Consider the following 15,953-nt stretch of genomic DNA (forward strand, 5'->3'; position numbering starts at 1 on the left):
GATTTAAAGAGGAGAAAGTGAGTTATGGCTAATATAAGCTTGTTTTTGAGATATGCAATTATAGCGATTATTTACATTATAATAATATTTGCTTTGAGAATAATGTATAAGGACATAAAAGGTGGTGCAAAGAAGAAACCAGTTATTAAGAAAACTATGGGGCTTGAGGTTATAGAAAGAGGAGAAAATTTTAATTTAAGAATCGGTGCGGTTATTCCTCTAAACGATGTGCTTACCATAGGCAGAAAGGGAGATAATCTTTTAATTTTGGGGGACAAATACGTGTCATCTCAGCATGCAAGAATATATCTTAAAAACACAGATTATATTTTGCAAGACCTGAGAAGTACTAATGGAACCCTTAAAAACAACAAAAAAGTAACGGACAAGGTAATCATAAAAAAGGGCGATGAAATTAAAATAGGAACTTCAATTTTTAAAGTTATAGGGTAAATTATGAGTGCGAGAGAGGTGATAGTATGGAAAAGATAAAAGAGGAGCGGAAGCTTCTAAGGTATACTTATCTTCTATGCATAGTTTTATTTATTAATATGTTTCTTATTGGTAAAAATGAGTTTGACAAAGGCGCAATAATAATGTGCGCAATAATATGCTTAATGTTTGCGTATTCTCATTTTATAATAAGAAGATTTTTCCCGGATGGTGACAAATATATTTTGCTGTTTTCAAATGTTTTAGCGGTTATAGGTATGGCCATGTTATATAGGTTAGACTCATCTCTTGCACTTAAACAACTTATTTTTTATGCAGTTGGAATTGCCATATTCATCTTAGTAGTAGTGCTTTTTCCTAGCTTATCTAAGTTTGGAAAGTACAAATATTTTTATTTGGTATGCACTATTATACTTATGTCATTGGGAAGTATATTTGGGAAGTCGCTTTATGGAGCTAAAAACTGGATATCTATTGGTGGATTTACTTTTCAACCATCAGAATTTGCTAAATTATCTTTGGTAGCATATTTAGCAGCATCATTACAGAATTATGGAGAAAATCTTAAGGGAAAGTCAGAGCTTATGAAAATTAAGGGCTTAATTGAGCCTGGAATTGTAGTTATGATATCCCTTGGTTTCATGGTAAAGCAAACGGATTTAGGATCAGCACTTTTATTTTTTGCTATTTCAGTAACCATGTTATATATTGCTACTTCAAATTCTAAATATGTTCTAGTATGTTTAGGACTTTTTATTATAGGCGGATTTATAAGCTATAAACTTTTTGGACATGTTCGTGTAAGGGTCATGATCTGGAATGACCCATGGAAATATGGTAGCAATGAAGGCCATCAGGTGGTACAATCTTTAATTTCTATAGCTTCCGGTGGTCTTTTTGGAACGGGTTTTGGGCTTGGGCACCCTGGAATGGTTCCTGTAGTCACTACAGATTTTATTTTTTCCGCTATTGCTGAGGAGATGGGCCTTCTTACTGGCTTTGCTATCCTTATTTTATATTTTTTACTGTTTTATAGATGCATGAGGGTACCTGTTTATAGCAAAGATAAATTTACAAGACTACTTGCGGTGGGTTATAGCACAATGATAGCTGCCCAAGTATTGGTTATAGTAGGAGGGGTAGTTGGAGCTATTCCACTAACAGGTATAACACTACCATTAGTTAGTTCCGGTGGTAGTTCTATGTTAATAACTTTCTTTGCACTAGGTATACTTCAAAAAATTTCGGAGGACGGTCAAAGTTATGAATGATTTTGTGGATAATATAAAAAAAGTCATGTTGGTGTTTTTAATATTTTTTATTGCTTTAATTTCCTACATAACTTATTCATATATGTTTAGGAGCGAAAAGACTTTAGATAGTGCATATAATAGGAGAACTTCGGCTGAGAGAAATAAGGTATTAAGGGGAACAATTTACGATAAAGATATGAAAGCTTTAACAAAAAGTACGAAAACAAGTGAAACTACTCAAAAGCTGGAATATTTAAAGGGTCCAGTGTTTGCACATGCTATAGGGTATATGGATACCGTATATAATCTTGCTGGTCTTGAAAAAAAATACGATAAAGAACTTATGGGGGCTGGAGAGACAGCAATTCCAAAGTTTGTTTTCTTTAGTAAAGATACTGAAGAGAAAGTTGGAAATGGATTAAGAACTACTCTTGATTCAAAGCTTCAAAACAAAGCTTATGAGCTTTTAAAGGATACAGGATGTAAAGGTGCGATAGTGGCGATGAATCCTAAAACTGGAGAAGTTTTAGCTATGGTATCTAATCCGTCTTATGACCCAAATAATTTAGAAAGAGATATGAAAGATTTAAATGCAGATAAAGAAGGTACACCACTACTTAATAGGGCGACATCTGGATTATATCCACCAGGGTCTGTATTTAAAACTATTCCGGCGATAAGCGCTTTAGAAAATATCACTAATGTTTATAATAAGGGATACCAGGATAATGGTAAATTAGTTGTCAATGGAACACAACTGTTGACAAACTATGATGGCGAGGTTTTAGGAAGTTTAGATTTTAAATCTGCTTATGAACATTCTAGTAATGCGTTTTTTGGGTCTTTAGGTATTGATTTAGGAAATAAAGCACTAAAGGAAACCGCAGAAAAGTTTTATTTTAACAAGAATATCCCATCTGAAGGGTTAACTATAGAGAATAGTAGATTCCCAAGCTATAAAAGCTATGAGAAAGGTAATATCGCTCAAAGTGCTATAGGTCAGGCGGAGGTTTTAGCTACTCCTATGCAAATGGCATTAGTTGTAAGCGCTGTTGCTAATGATGGTATCATGATGCAACCAATGCTTGTTAAAGAAATATTGGATAGCAAAGGTAAATCTTTAAAAAAAATAGAACCGAAGCAACTAGGAGAAGTGACATCAAAGGAAAATGCTAGTACCATGAAGGATTTAATGAGAGGCGTTGTAACTGAAGGTACAGGAACTAATGCAGCTGTGTCAGGCATTGAGGTTAGTGGAAAAACGGGTACTGCAGATCATAAAGCTGATGCTAGTGCACAAAGAGGTGCTCATTCCTGGTTTACTGGATTTGCACCCTATGATAATCCTGAAATTGCCATATCGGTAATTGTAGAAGAGGGTGGAGTTGGTGGTAAAAAAGCTGCCCAAGTAACTAGAGATCTTATTGAAAGTTATTTAAAATAAAGCGTAAAAATATATGCATATAATAGTAAAGAAAGTCAGATATTGAAATAATATCTGGCTTTCTTATTAGAAATAAGATAGCTACATGATATATGGAGCAATTTGTAGTATATTGCCCAGGAAATTTAACGACATTTTTAAAGGGGTGCTAATGTGTTTGATTTTGAATATCAACTAAAGATTCTTCCAGATGCACCAGGAGTGTATCTTATGAGTAATCATCTTGGTGAAATAATATATGTGGGTAAGGCTAAAATATTAAAAAATAGAGTAAGGCAATATTTTAAGGGTTCAAAAAATCATTCTGTAAAAGTAAAGGCTATGGTGAAAAATATATCTGAGTTTGAATATATAGTAACGGATTCGGAAATGGAGGCACTTATTTTAGAGTGTAATCTTATTAAAAGATATAGCCCAAGATATAATATTTTGCTTAAGGATGATAAACACTATCCCTTTATAAAGATAACTATAAATGAGGAATTTCCACGTGTTTTTGTAACTAGAAACATTGCAAATGATGGCGGAAAATATTTTGGGCCGTATACAGATTCAGCAGCTGTATATAGCATTATTGAACTTATAAAACAAATATACCCACTTAGGACGTGTAGACGAACTATTAAAGAGGGACTGCCCCCTACTAGGACTTGCTTGAACTATCATATTGGGCTGTGCAAAGGCCCTTGTGCAGGGCTTATTAGTAAAGAAGATTATGGGGAAATCATAAAAGGTACAATGCAGTTACTTGCAGGAAAAGACAGGAATATAAAAGATGAGCTAAAGCGAAAAATGGAAAATGCATCGGAAGATTTAGAATTTGAAAAAGCGGTGGTGTTTCGCGATAAAATCATGGCCATAGATAAAATAAATGAGAAGCAAAAGATTATAATAGGAAATTGCGAGAATGAAGACTTTATTAATCTATATGTTGATGAAAAAGATGTTTGCCTTCAGGTATTTTTTCTTCGAGATGGTAAGATAGTAGGACGTGAACATTTTATTTTAAATGATGAAGCGGACCAGGTAGCGCATGAGCTTATAGAAGAATTTATAAAGCGATTTTATGGAGGGGCAGCCTTTATTCCTAAAACAATATATGTGCCGTTCATAAATGAGGGTGAGATTCTAGAGCAGTGGCTCAGCTCCAAAAAAGAATCAAAAGTTATGATTAAGGTTCCTCAAAAGGGAGAAAAGAAAAAGACATTAGAGATGGTAGAAAATAATGCTAAGATAACCCTTGAACAATTTAAATTAAAGGATATGCAGGATAAGGAAATTCACAAAATTGCACTGGAGGAGCTTACAGGCTTATTGGAACTGGATGAAATACCTGAAAGAATTGAATCCTATGATATCTCAAATATAATGGGCGTGGATTCTGTAGGTAGTATGGTGGTTTTTGAAGATGGAAAGCCTAAAAGTAGTGATTATAGAAGGTTTAAAATAAAATCAGTAATAGGAGCTAACGATTATGATAGTATGCGAGAAATACTAGAGAGAAGGTTTACTCGTGGACTAGACGAAGTGGAAAAAATAAAAGAAAGAAATTTAGAATTAAGTAAAGGAAAGTTCTGTATATTTCCTGATTTAATTCTTATGGATGGTGGAAAAGGGCAGGTCAATGTGGCCCTTGAGGTTTTGAATAGTCTTAATATTAATATACCTGTATGTGGAATGGTTAAGGATGACAAGCACAAAACTAGAGGGTTAATATATAATAATGTAGAGCGAGTTATGAGAGGCAATTCTCAAAGCATGCACTTGATTACTAGAATACAAGATGAAGTCCATAGATTCGCTATTACTTATCACAGAACTTTAAGAGATAAAAGAACTCTGTATTCTATATTAGATAATATACCTAATATAGGGGAAAAGAGAAGACGCGAGCTACTAAAGAAATTTGGTAGCATTGATAGGATAAAAAGTGCAAGTGTTAAGGAACTAATGGAGACTCCCTCTATGGACAGTAAGGCCTCGGAATGTGTTTTAGAATATTTTAAAAAGACTAAATAGAGAATATTGAAATAATAATCAAATATGTCAGAAAAATTAATAATTAATAATGATTAGTTAAATTGTTGAAATATCTTAGTAAAAAGGGTAAAATAAAAGCACTATATAATTCCAGAGCATAAAGCATATATTATATGCTTTATGCTCTGGAATTATGTAAATATATTAATATTTTCAAGGAGTAGAATATGAAAAAATATGAGGAACTAATTAAACAAATAGATAAAGTTACTAGAGGATCAAACATAAAGATAGATGAGCCTATGAAAAATCATACTTCTTTTAAAGTAGGGGGACCAGCTGATATTTTAGTGACTCCGGAAGATGTGATGGAAGCTCAGTCAATAATAAAAATTTGTAAAGATAATAATGTGAATTATTATTTAATAGGAAATGGTTCTAATTTACTTGTACGTGATGGTGGAATTCGTGGAGTAGTTATAAAGCTATGTAAGTTTAATAAAATTGAGGTAAAAGGAAATAAAGTAATCGCTCAAAGTGGAGCAAGTTTATATGATGTTACAATGGTGGCACTGGGTGAAGGACTTAAAGGTATGGAATTTGCAAATGGAATTCCAGGTAGCATTGGTGGTGCGGCAGCTATGAATGCAGGAGCATATAATGGTGAAATGTCTATGGTTATGGAGAGTATATTAGCCCTTGATAATAATGGACAATTATTAACTTTAGCAAAAGGCGAAATGGAGCTTTCTTATAGGAGTAGCGCTATTCTAAAACACGGATATACGGTAATAAGTGTTACCCTTAGTCTCCAAGAAGGAGATAAGGAGATTATAAAAGCAAGGATGGACGACCTTGCTAAAAAAAGAAGTGATAAACAACCTTTAGAATACCCATCAGCGGGGAGTACATTTAAAAGACCAGAGGGCCATTATGCAAGTGTTCTTATACAAGATTGCGATTTAAAGGGTACTTGCGTTGGGGATGCTCAAGTGTCTGAGAAACATTCTGGTTTTATTATTAATAAAAAAGATGCTAGTGCTAAGGATATTTTGGATTTGATAAAGCTTGTGCAGCATGTAGTTTATGAGAAATTTGAGGTAAAGCTTACTACTGAAGTAAAGATATGGGGAGAAGACGAACGAGCTTCCAAGGAGGAGTAAGTACAATCATATAGGGGGAAATTATGGAATACATGGTACGTAAAGAAATTTTGGGTTTAAGGAGTTATAAGGCAGGCAAGCCTATAAGTGAAGTTAAGAGAGAATTGGGGCTTGCGGAGGTTGTAAAGCTTGCGTCCAATGAGAATGCATTAGGATGTTCGCCAAAGGTAAAAAAAGCATTAAGAGAATTAGTAGAGGAAACTCATATGTACCCAGATGCATCAAATCACGAATTGAAGGATGTAATAAGCGCAAAACTAGGGGTAAATCCCCAACAGATTGTGTGCAGTACAGGCTCCGATTCATTGATCAGAGTAATTGCAAACACTTTTTTAGAGCCAGGAGATGAATCTATAACGGCGGCGGTTACATTCTCTAGGTATGAGGATTCGACAAAACTTATGGGAGCTACTAGTATCGTAATACCTATGGATAATAATGCAATACATATAGAAAAAATGGTAGATGCAATAACTGAGAAAACAAGAATCATATGGTTTTGTAACCCTAATAATCCTACAGGAACTATATTTACTAAAGCACAATTTGCGAGAGTAATAAACAAAATACCAGACCATGTATTAATAATTATGGATGAGGCCTACAATGAATATGTAACTTCAGAAGAATTCCCGAATTCTTTAGAATATTTAAATGATTACCCTAATATGATTATTCTAAGAACCTTTTCTAAATATTACGGATTGGCATCTCTAAGATGTGGATATGGAATAGCTAGCGAGGAATTATGCTCATATCTTAATAGAGTTATTGGGCCTTTTGATGTTAATTTATATGCACAAAAAGCAGCGGTGGCAGCACTTAGGGATGAAGAGTTTTTAAAACTAGTATCTGAAACCAATATAGCTGGAAAAAAGTATTTATATAAGCAATTTGAGTTAATGAATCTGCAGTACATAGAAACGAACACTAATTTTCTTATGGTGGATACAAAAATTGATGATAAGGAAGTTTTTGATAAGTTACTTTTAAAAGGTATTATTGTAAGACCAGGACATTTATTAGGTATGCCCCGATGGCTTAGGGTTACAATTGGTACACTAAAACAAAATGAGTTATTTATAAAAGCTTTAAAAGAAATTTTATAAATAGATAACAAATATTTTTATGCGCAAAAAAAAGTATATATTACGTATAATGCATTGAAGTGAATGCACTAATAGTAATATATACTTTTTTTCTTTTTTATGTTTACCTTTCTATAAACGCTCCATGTGTTATAATAAAAAGTGAAACTATGCTAGTACAATGCAGTAAATGAGCCTTTAAAGCGAATTTATTATTAATATTAAAATATTAACAATTGTAGTAGTTATTACTTTTTTTATATAGGGGGGTTTTTAAATGAGATTTGTTATATTGACAGGGTTATCAGGCGCTGGAAAAACACAAACAATACGAAATCTTGAGGATTTAGGATTTTTTTGTGTGGATAATTTGCCACCTATATTGATTCCGAAATTTGCGGAGGCGTGTTACCAATCTAACGGGAATATAGATAGAATTGCTTTAGTTATAGATATTCGAGGTGGAAAGTTTTTTGATGATTTATTTGAAAGCTTAACCTTTTTAAAAGAACAAGATTATAAATATGAAATTTTGTTTTTAGAAGCAACAGATGAAGTACTTGTTAAAAGATATAAAGAGACAAGGAGAAAGCATCCGCTAGCACCAGAGGGAAGGGTTTTAAATGGAATTGCTTCTGAGCGGAAAACACTTAAGGATATACGTGAGCGTGCTGACCATATAATCAATACTACGAAAATTTCAGCAAGAGAGCTTACAGAAGAAATAAATAATATTTATGCAGAGGAAGGTCAGATAGAAACTAAAATTATTATAACTGTGCTTTCTTTTGGATTTAAATATGGAATACCTGTGGATTCAGATTTAGTATTTGATGTTAGGTTTTTGCCAAATCCATATTATATTCCAGAACTTAAGCAGTATTCAGGGAATGACCAACCTGTTAGAGATTATGTATTACAGTGCGAGGGGACTAAAGTATTTATAGAGAAGCTTCAAGATATGCTACAATTTCTTATTCCAAATTATAAAAAAGAGGGAAAAAGACAACTCATAGTGTCTATAGGATGCACTGGGGGAAGACACAGATCGGTAGCTATAGCAAATAAAATCCATGAAATGTTAGAACAAGATGGTTATAACGCTAATATAGATCACAGGGATATAAATGAAGACGTGAGTAGAGGCGGCAACAAGCTATGATGTTGAGTGATTTTCTGAAGCCTGGAATCAACTTAAAAAGATGGATTTTTCTAGGGATTATGGGTGTCTTGTTATTAGTTTTTGGTGTTGTTGAACTTATAAATGAAGGACATTCTTCTGTGGGAAGTATAAGTTTTCCGATGCTTTTCATAGTGATTGGGTCGTTGATGATATATGTAGCTATAATACAAATTGTTAAATATTTTATTATACTAGTAAATACAGGAAAGCTAGATGTAGCTATAAGTTCAAAAGGCTTAGGGGATTTAATATTTGAAAAGAGGGTACTTATAAAAGGACCTAAAATTGTAGTAATCGGAGGAGGTACTGGTTTATCAACTATGCTCCGAGGATTAAAGAAATATACCAATAATATAACTGCAATAGTTACAGTAGCAGATGATGGTGGGGGATCAGGGGTTTTAAGAGAAGATTTAGGGATTCTTCCCCCGGGGGATATTAGGAATTGTATATTAGCATTAGCAGATACGGAACCACTAATGGACGAATTATTGCGCTATAGATTTAAAGATGGAAGATTAAAGGACCAAAACTTTGGTAATTTATTTTTAGCAGCGATGGATGGAATTTCAAATAATTTCGAAGAAGCTGTGCAGAAAATGAGTTCAGTCCTGGCTGTAACTGGAAGGGTTATCCCAGTTACTTTAGACAATATGATTTTAAAAGCAAAACTTAAGAACGGAATGATAATTGATGGAGAATCAAATATACCAAAAGGCGTTCTTGAAAATAATAGTGCCATTGAAGAGGTTTTTATAGAACCTAAAGACGCGAAAGCAATTAAAGAAGCATTAGTTGCTATAAATGAGGCGGATGCTGTAATACTCGGACCGGGAAGCCTATATACTAGCATTATTCCCAATCTGTTAGTAGGGGAAATAAGAAATGCATTAGATAAAACGAGAGCCTTAAGAATTTATGTGGCAAATATCATGACTCAGCCAGGGGAAAGTGATAACTTTGGTGTGAAAGACCATATAAATGCTATACATCAACATGCTAAATGCAAGGTTATTGATTGCGTTTTAGTAAATATAGGGAAAATAGGTAGTGATTTAGAACAAAAATATCTTAACGATAATTCCAATATGGTTAAGATAAATGAAGATGAAATTACAAAGCAAGGCATAGAGGTAATTAAGAGTGATTTTGTTAAAATTGGAAAAGGGTATATAAGGCATGATGAAGATAAGCTTGCAACCATTTTGGTAGAAACAATTATGGAGAAAAAGCTATTTAATGATAAAAAGAAAATAGTAGAGTATGTTTATTTATCACAAAGGCTTAAAGAAAATAAACGCAGTAAGGGGTAGTATAATGTCATTTTCGTCTAAGGTTAAAAATGAAATTTGTAGATTTACAGAAATGAGTAAGAAAGAAGCGGTGTCTGAGCTGGCTGCTATAATGAAGGTTAGTGGAACTATTGGACTTGGTTCAAATAAACAAGTTAATTTCCAAATAACTACTGAGAATCCTGCAATAGCAAGACTTATATTTAAGTTATTAAAGGAACATTTTAATATTCATCCTAGATTACTAGTTAAGAGAAGTAATTCACTTAAGAAAAAGAATGTTTATGTGGTTATAATTACTGAAGAAATGGGTGTTAAAGATTTATTAAAGCAAGTGGCAGTCCTCGAGGATGAGAACTTTTTTTCAATAGATTATACTATACCTGAAAGACTAATTGATGCTGAAGAGTGCAAGCGTAAATATATAAGAGGAGCTTTTCTAGGTGGTGGAAGTATTAGTAATCCAGAGAAAAACTATCATGTAGAGTTTGTTACGCATGATAATGACTATGCAGAGGAACTATGCACTCTTATTAATAGCTATGGACTATTATCAAAAATAATACAAAGAAAAAGCAGTTACGTAATTTATATTAAAGAGGGTGAGCAGATTGTAGACCTCCTCAATATAATTGGTGCACATAACTCATTATTATTTCTAGAAAATGTAAGAATAATGAAGGAAATGAGAAATAATGTAAATAGGCTTGTGAACTGCGAAACGGCGAATCTTAGTAAAACAGTAAATGCGTCAGTAAGACAAGTGGAAAGTATTAAATTAATACAAATGGAAATAGGGCTTCAAAGATTACCTAAAAATTTAAGGGAAATTGCTGAGTTAAGACTAGAATACCCAGATGAATCACTAAAGGAACTTGGCGCAATACTTGAGCCGCCAGTAGGTAAATCTGGGATTAATCATAGATTAAGAAGAATAGAGAAAATTGCTGAAGAACTAAGGAAAGAAGGAAGGTAAATTATATAATGTCAAAGCATGAAGAAGTTATTAACTATATTCTTTCCCTTTCTATTGGAACTAAAATCTCAGTAAGGGGTCTCGGTTGTATATTAGGGCTTAGCGAGGGTACAGCTTATAGAGCTATAAAAGAAGCTGAAAACTTAGGCATTGTTAATACCGTGCCAAGGGTTGGAACCGTAAGAGTTGAAAAAGTAAATAAAAAAAATATTGAAACGTTGACTTATGCTGAAGTTATAAGCATCCTTGATGCAACGATTTTAGGCGGAAAAGAAGGAATAAATAGAAGCTTAAATAAATTTATAATAGGGGCAATGGATGTTGAATCAATAAGCAAATATATAAGACCAGGTTACTTACTTATTGTTGGAAACCGCGAAGAAGCACAACAGCTTGCCCTTGAAAATGAGGCAGCGGTGCTAATTACTGGAGGGTTTGATTGTAGTGAAAAAGTAAAGGCCTTGGCAAATAAAAAAGGTATTCCTGTATTATCTTCAACATATGATACCTTTACAGTAGCAAGTATGATAAATAAAGCTATTTATGAGAGTATGATTAAGAAGGAAATTATCTTAGCTGAAGATGTAATGGAAGTTAATGTTAAGTATTTAAAAGGGACCGATACTATTGCTACTTGGAGAAAATTAATGTTTGAAACTAATCATGAGAGATATCCCGTGGTGGACGAGAATATGAAGCTTATTGGCATAGTTACTTTAAGAGATTTGCAAGGGCATGATGATGAAAATGAACTAATACATAAGGTTATGAATAAAAATACTATAAGTGTAACACCGAAAACAACTGTAGCTTATGCTGCTCATATTATGGGATGGGATGGTATAAAGATTTGTCCTGTACTTAATAAGAAAAAACTAGTAGGAGTTCTAAGTATAGAAGATGTTATAAAGGCGATGGAGTTTGCATTAAGGCAGCCACAAGTTGCGGAAACTATAGAAGATCTTATTTTAAGAAATTTCATATGTTTACATGAGGGCGATGATTTACACTTTAATGGCCAGATTATTCCTCAAATGCTAGACCATTTTGGTACTGCTTCTTGGAGTTCACTTAATATGCTATTATCAACAATGGGTATAATGGCATTAAGACAGAATAATAATATTAATATTTCAGTAGATAGTATTATGGCATACTTTATGAAGCCTGTACAAATGGGTAGTGATATTGATATATATGCACAAATTGTGGATAAAGGAAGACACTTTTCTAAGGTTGAAATTAGTATGTACAATGCATTTAAGGAACCTGTGGCAAAGGCTATGATTTCTGCAAGGGTATTTTGTAAATAATTCTAAAGTTGAAGGGAAGTGAAAATGTGAACCAAGAACTAGCTATAAAAGAAAAAGAGGACTTAGGAAGTTTCGTGCATCTTCATGTGCATACAGAGTATAGCCTGCTGGATGGTTCGGGAAAGATTAAAGATCTTATTTCTAAAACCAAGAAGCTTGGCATGAAGAGTATCGCTATAACAGACCATGGAGTAATGTATGGATGTGTGGAATTTTATAAGCAGGCAAAAGAGCAGGGAATTAAGCCTATTATTGGTTGCGAAATATATGTAGCGGCTAAATCTATGAATATAAAAGAAGCTGATAGGGATAATAGTACTCATCATTTAGTGCTTTTAGTCAAGAATTTATTGGGGTATGAAAATTTGATGCAGATAGTATCGGCTGCATCAATTAAGGGTTTTTATTATAAACCAAGAGTTGATTTTGAATTTTTATCAAAGCATAGTGAAGGGTTAATTGCAAGTAGCGCTTGTCTTGGTGGTGAGATTCAGAGCCTTCTTCTAAAAGATAATTATGAAAAAGCAAAGGTTATAGCGTTAAAATATAGTGAAATATTCAAAGATGGTTTCTACTTAGAATTACAATATCATGGTATGCAGGAACAGTTTAAGGTAAATGAGCTTTTAGTTAAGTTGTCAAAAGACACAGGGATTCCATTAATTTGTACTAATGATACTCACTATATTGAGCAAGAGGATTCTAAGGCTCATGATGTGCTACTCTGCATCCAAACAGCGAAAACTGTTGATGAAGAAAACAGAATGAGATACCCTTCAGATCAATTTTATTTAAAAGCTCCAGGGGAAATGAAAAAGAACTTTGCATATGTCCCAGAAGCGCTTAGCAATACAGTCAAAATTGCAGAGCAGTGTAACTTTGATTATGAATTTCATGTGTCAAAGCTTCCAAAATTTCCATTACCTCCTGGGGTAGAACCATACGAATACCTAAGAGAAAACTGCTACAAAGGTATGGTAACGCGGTATGATGTATTTAGTGACGTAATGATTAATGGTTTTTCTATAGAATATATAAATGAAATAGCGGATGGAAATGTATTCGCTAAGTTGTACGTAGATAGACTTGAATATGAACTCAATATAATAAAACAAATGGGGTACGTAGATTATTTTCTTATAGTATGGGATTTTATAAAGTTTGCAGTAGAGCATGATATTCCGACAGGTCCTGGCAGGGGCTCTGCGGCAGGTTCAATAGTTGCTTTTACCTTGGACATAACCAAGATAGACCCTATTAAATATAGTCTTATTTTTGAAAGATTTTTAAATCCTGAAAGAGTTTCAATGCCAGATATAGATTCTGATTTCTGTTATGAGGGACGCCAAGCAGTAATTGATTATGTTGTGCAAAAATATGGATCAGATAACGTATCACAAATTATAACATTTGGAACAATGGCTCCTAGAGCATGCATAAGAGATGTAGGAAGGGCTATGAGCTATTCCTATGCAGAGGTAGATAGAATTGCTAAGATGATACCATCTGTAATTGGTATAACTATAAATAAGGCTATTGAAATGAATGCAGAGCTCAGAGTATTATATGAAGATGATAATCGAGTTGAAGCGCTTATAGATGTAGCAAAAGCATTAGAGGGACTTCCAAGACATAGTTCCACTCACGCAGCAGGAGTAGTTATTGCGTCAAAACCTCTAGTAAGTTATGTTCCTCTTCAGAAAAATGATGAAATGATAGTAACACAATTTCCTATGGGAACCCTTGAGGAACTTGGTCTTTTAAAAATGGATTTTCTGGGACTTCGTACACTTACAGTTATGAGGGATTGTGTAGACTTCGTTAAAGAAAATAGGAATGTATCTATAGATATAGACAATTTAGACATTGAGGACCACAAGGTCTACAAGATGATCGGAGAAGGAAAGACTGTAGGGATATTTCAACTTGAATCTGCAGGAATGACTAGCTTTATGAAGGAACTAAAGCCAGATAATTTAGAAGATATTATTGCAGGTATAAGTTTGTACAGGCCGGGCCCAATGGCTGAGATTCCACGTTATATAAGAAATAAAAATAGCATGGATAAGGTTGAATATGAAACTCCACAACTCGAAGAAATTTTAGGCGTTACATATGGCGTAATGGTATATCAAGAACAAGTTATGGAAATTGTTAGAAAGCTTGCTGGGTATTCAATGGGGAGATCTGATCTTGTCCGTCGTGCAATGTCTAAAAAGAAGCATAAAGTTATGGAAGAGGAAAGATATAATTTCATCCATGGCATAGTGGACGAGGCTGGCAATATAGAAGTTGAAGGTTGTCTTCGAAATGGTATTACAGAGTTGGCAGCAAACCGCATATTTGATCAAATGATGGATTTTGCGTCATACGCTTTTAATAAATCTCATGCGGCAGCCTATGCAGTTGTGGGATATGAAACAGCATATTTAATGTGTTATTATCCAACAGAATTTATAGCTGCTATGCTGAATAGTGTAAAGGGTAGTAGTGAGAAAATAGCCTTCTATACTAGATATGCAGTGCAAATTAACATTGGAGTGCTGCCTCCTAGTATAAATGAAAGCTTTGCGGGGTTTACTGTAAAAGGTGATACTATAAGATTTGGTCTTACAGCTTTAAAAAATGTAGGGGTAAATGTGATAGATAGCATTGTACGAAACAGAGAAGAAAAAGGTGATTTCACCGGTTTTATGGATTTTTGTAATAAAATAGATACTTCCTGTGTAAGTAAGAGAGCAGTAGAAAGTCTTATAAAGGCAGGAGCATTTGATGATTTCAAAATTCACAGGTCACAACTACTAGCAATCTATGAAAAAGTATTAGATGGAGTAAATAATGATAGGAAGAGAAATATTGAGGGGCAAATAAATTTATTTTTAGATTTTGAAAATACTTATAATAATTTTGAAATAGAGTATCCTAATATTAAAGAATTTAAAAAGAAACATCTTTTAGCTATGGAAAAAGAAATGACGGGGATATATTTATCTGGTCATCCACTGGATGAATATGAAGAGACACTTAAAATACAAACTAATACAAGAATTTCTGATATTGTAGCAGAGGAAAGCCTTGAAGAAGGCGATGACATGTTAGGTGAAAGCTTTAAACTTAAAGATGGTGATAAAGTTATTATTGGTGGTATAATATCATTTGTTAATAAGAAAGTTACAAAGAATAATGATATGATGGCTTTTATTAATTTGGAGGATTTATACGCAAGTGTGGAAGTAATAGTTTTTCCGAGGACATTTGAAAAATATAAATCATTAATGGAAGAGGATGAAATAGTAATACTAAAAGGTAGAGTTAGCATTAGGGAAGAAGAGCAACCAAAGATATTATGTGAAGATATTAAACCACTCCTAAAGATTAACAGTGAAAAAATTTATATCCTAATAGAAAATGAACTTATGATGAAGGATGCACTAAAAAAATTAAAACAGAATTTAGCTATTTACAGAGGGAATACTCCTGTATATCTTTGTACAAAAGAGCCAAGAAAAATGTACGCTGTAGATAAAGGGTTGTGGTTAAGTGAAGAAACAGATACTATGATACTTCTGAGAAGTATATTTGGGGAAAATAACATAAAAGTGCAATAAATAACACCACATAATGGTAAAATAATGGGAGCAATGTTTTTTTTCTCCCGTTTTTATTCAATAAAAGGTTTACAAAGTGTTAATACTATAACATTTAATAAAAAAATATTTTTTTTCATATAAAATGTTGAATATTTCGAGAAATTTGTATAATATTAGACTATAAAGGTATTTTAAAATTAGTAGTAATGTTTTGTTTG

The 15,953-nt window shown here is 33.3% G+C and carries 11 protein-coding genes; all 11 read left to right on the forward strand.

Annotated elements, in window-relative coordinates:
* Positions 1 to 24 precede the first annotated feature (24 nt).
* The 11 genes from KTC94_RS13915 to KTC94_RS13965 all read left to right on the forward strand — a co-directional run bounded on the left by KTC94_RS13915 (position 25) and on the right by KTC94_RS13965 (position 15,753).
* The gene (locus tag KTC94_RS13915; RefSeq protein ID WP_216302638.1) at positions 25 to 453 is read left to right on the forward strand and encodes an FHA domain-containing protein; all 429 of its coding nucleotides are present in this window, start codon (positions 25 to 27) and stop codon (positions 451 to 453) included.
* Between the two features lie 26 nt (positions 454 to 479).
* On the forward strand, positions 480 to 1,724 hold the full coding sequence (locus KTC94_RS13920) for an FtsW/RodA/SpoVE family cell cycle protein (protein ID WP_216302639.1): 1,245 nt from the start codon (positions 480 to 482) through the stop codon (positions 1,722 to 1,724).
* A complete protein-coding gene (locus KTC94_RS13925; RefSeq protein WP_220320113.1) occupies positions 1,717 to 3,150 on the forward strand; it encodes a penicillin-binding protein 2 in 1,434 nt (477 codons plus the stop codon). The genes KTC94_RS13920 and KTC94_RS13925 overlap by 8 nt, the downstream gene beginning before the upstream one ends.
* A 153-nt stretch (positions 3,151 to 3,303) precedes the next feature.
* Complete coding sequence (gene uvrC, locus KTC94_RS13930; RefSeq protein ID WP_220286146.1) at positions 3,304 to 5,169, forward strand: excinuclease ABC subunit UvrC; 1,866 nt, start codon at positions 3,304 to 3,306, stop codon at positions 5,167 to 5,169.
* Positions 5,170 to 5,357: 188 nt separating this feature from the next.
* On the forward strand, positions 5,358 to 6,293 hold the full coding sequence (gene murB / locus KTC94_RS13935) for a UDP-N-acetylmuramate dehydrogenase (protein WP_220320112.1): 936 nt from the start codon (positions 5,358 to 5,360) through the stop codon (positions 6,291 to 6,293).
* Between the two features lie 23 nt (positions 6,294 to 6,316).
* Positions 6,317 to 7,402 carry a histidinol-phosphate transaminase gene (gene hisC / locus KTC94_RS13940; protein WP_216302643.1) on the forward strand — a complete coding sequence of 362 codons (1,086 nt, stop codon included), beginning with the start codon at positions 6,317 to 6,319 and terminating at the stop codon, positions 7,400 to 7,402.
* 256 nt (positions 7,403 to 7,658) lie between these two features.
* Entirely contained in the window at positions 7,659 to 8,543 is an 885-nt protein-coding gene (gene rapZ, locus KTC94_RS13945; protein WP_165412422.1) for an RNase adapter RapZ, read from the forward strand.
* The gene (yvcK, locus tag KTC94_RS13950) at positions 8,540 to 9,877 is read left to right on the forward strand and encodes a uridine diphosphate-N-acetylglucosamine-binding protein YvcK (RefSeq protein WP_216302644.1); all 1,338 of its coding nucleotides are present in this window, start codon (positions 8,540 to 8,542) and stop codon (positions 9,875 to 9,877) included. The genes rapZ and yvcK overlap by 4 nt, the downstream gene beginning before the upstream one ends.
* A gap of 4 nt (positions 9,878 to 9,881) precedes the next feature.
* Entirely contained in the window at positions 9,882 to 10,832 is a 951-nt protein-coding gene (whiA, locus tag KTC94_RS13955; RefSeq protein ID WP_165412424.1) for a DNA-binding protein WhiA, read from the forward strand.
* A gap of 8 nt (positions 10,833 to 10,840) precedes the next feature.
* Entirely contained in the window at positions 10,841 to 12,145 is a 1,305-nt protein-coding gene (locus tag KTC94_RS13960) for a DRTGG domain-containing protein (RefSeq protein ID WP_216302645.1), read from the forward strand.
* Positions 12,146 to 12,171: 26 nt separating this feature from the next.
* The gene (locus KTC94_RS13965; RefSeq protein ID WP_304518657.1) at positions 12,172 to 15,753 is read left to right on the forward strand and encodes a DNA polymerase III subunit alpha; all 3,582 of its coding nucleotides are present in this window, start codon (positions 12,172 to 12,174) and stop codon (positions 15,751 to 15,753) included.
* Positions 15,754 to 15,953: the final 200 nt, after the last annotated feature.

Origin of the sequence: Clostridium sp. CM028 (assembly GCF_030585565.1) — a bacterium.
GTDB lineage: Bacteria > Bacillota > Clostridia > Clostridiales > Clostridiaceae > Clostridium_AD > Clostridium_AD estertheticum_B.

What these genes read in the sequence shown, in the direction of transcription:
- yvcK (WP_216302644.1), top strand. Translation starts at nt 8,540, where the DNA reads ATGATGTTGAGTGATTTTCTGAAGCCTGGAATCAACTTAAAAAGATGG.
- KTC94_RS13920 (WP_216302639.1), top strand. Translation starts at nt 480, where the DNA reads ATGGAAAAGATAAAAGAGGAGCGGAAGCTTCTAAGGTATACTTATCTT.
- KTC94_RS13960 (WP_216302645.1), top strand. Translation starts at nt 10,841, where the DNA reads ATGTCAAAGCATGAAGAAGTTATTAACTATATTCTTTCCCTTTCTATT.
- KTC94_RS13925 (WP_220320113.1), top strand. Translation starts at nt 1,717, where the DNA reads ATGAATGATTTTGTGGATAATATAAAAAAAGTCATGTTGGTGTTTTTA.
- KTC94_RS13915 (WP_216302638.1), top strand. Translation starts at nt 25, where the DNA reads ATGGCTAATATAAGCTTGTTTTTGAGATATGCAATTATAGCGATTATT.
- rapZ (WP_165412422.1), top strand. Translation starts at nt 7,659, where the DNA reads ATGAGATTTGTTATATTGACAGGGTTATCAGGCGCTGGAAAAACACAA.
- whiA (WP_165412424.1), top strand. Translation starts at nt 9,882, where the DNA reads ATGTCATTTTCGTCTAAGGTTAAAAATGAAATTTGTAGATTTACAGAA.
- murB (WP_220320112.1), top strand. Translation starts at nt 5,358, where the DNA reads ATGAAAAAATATGAGGAACTAATTAAACAAATAGATAAAGTTACTAGA.
- hisC (WP_216302643.1), top strand. Translation starts at nt 6,317, where the DNA reads ATGGAATACATGGTACGTAAAGAAATTTTGGGTTTAAGGAGTTATAAG.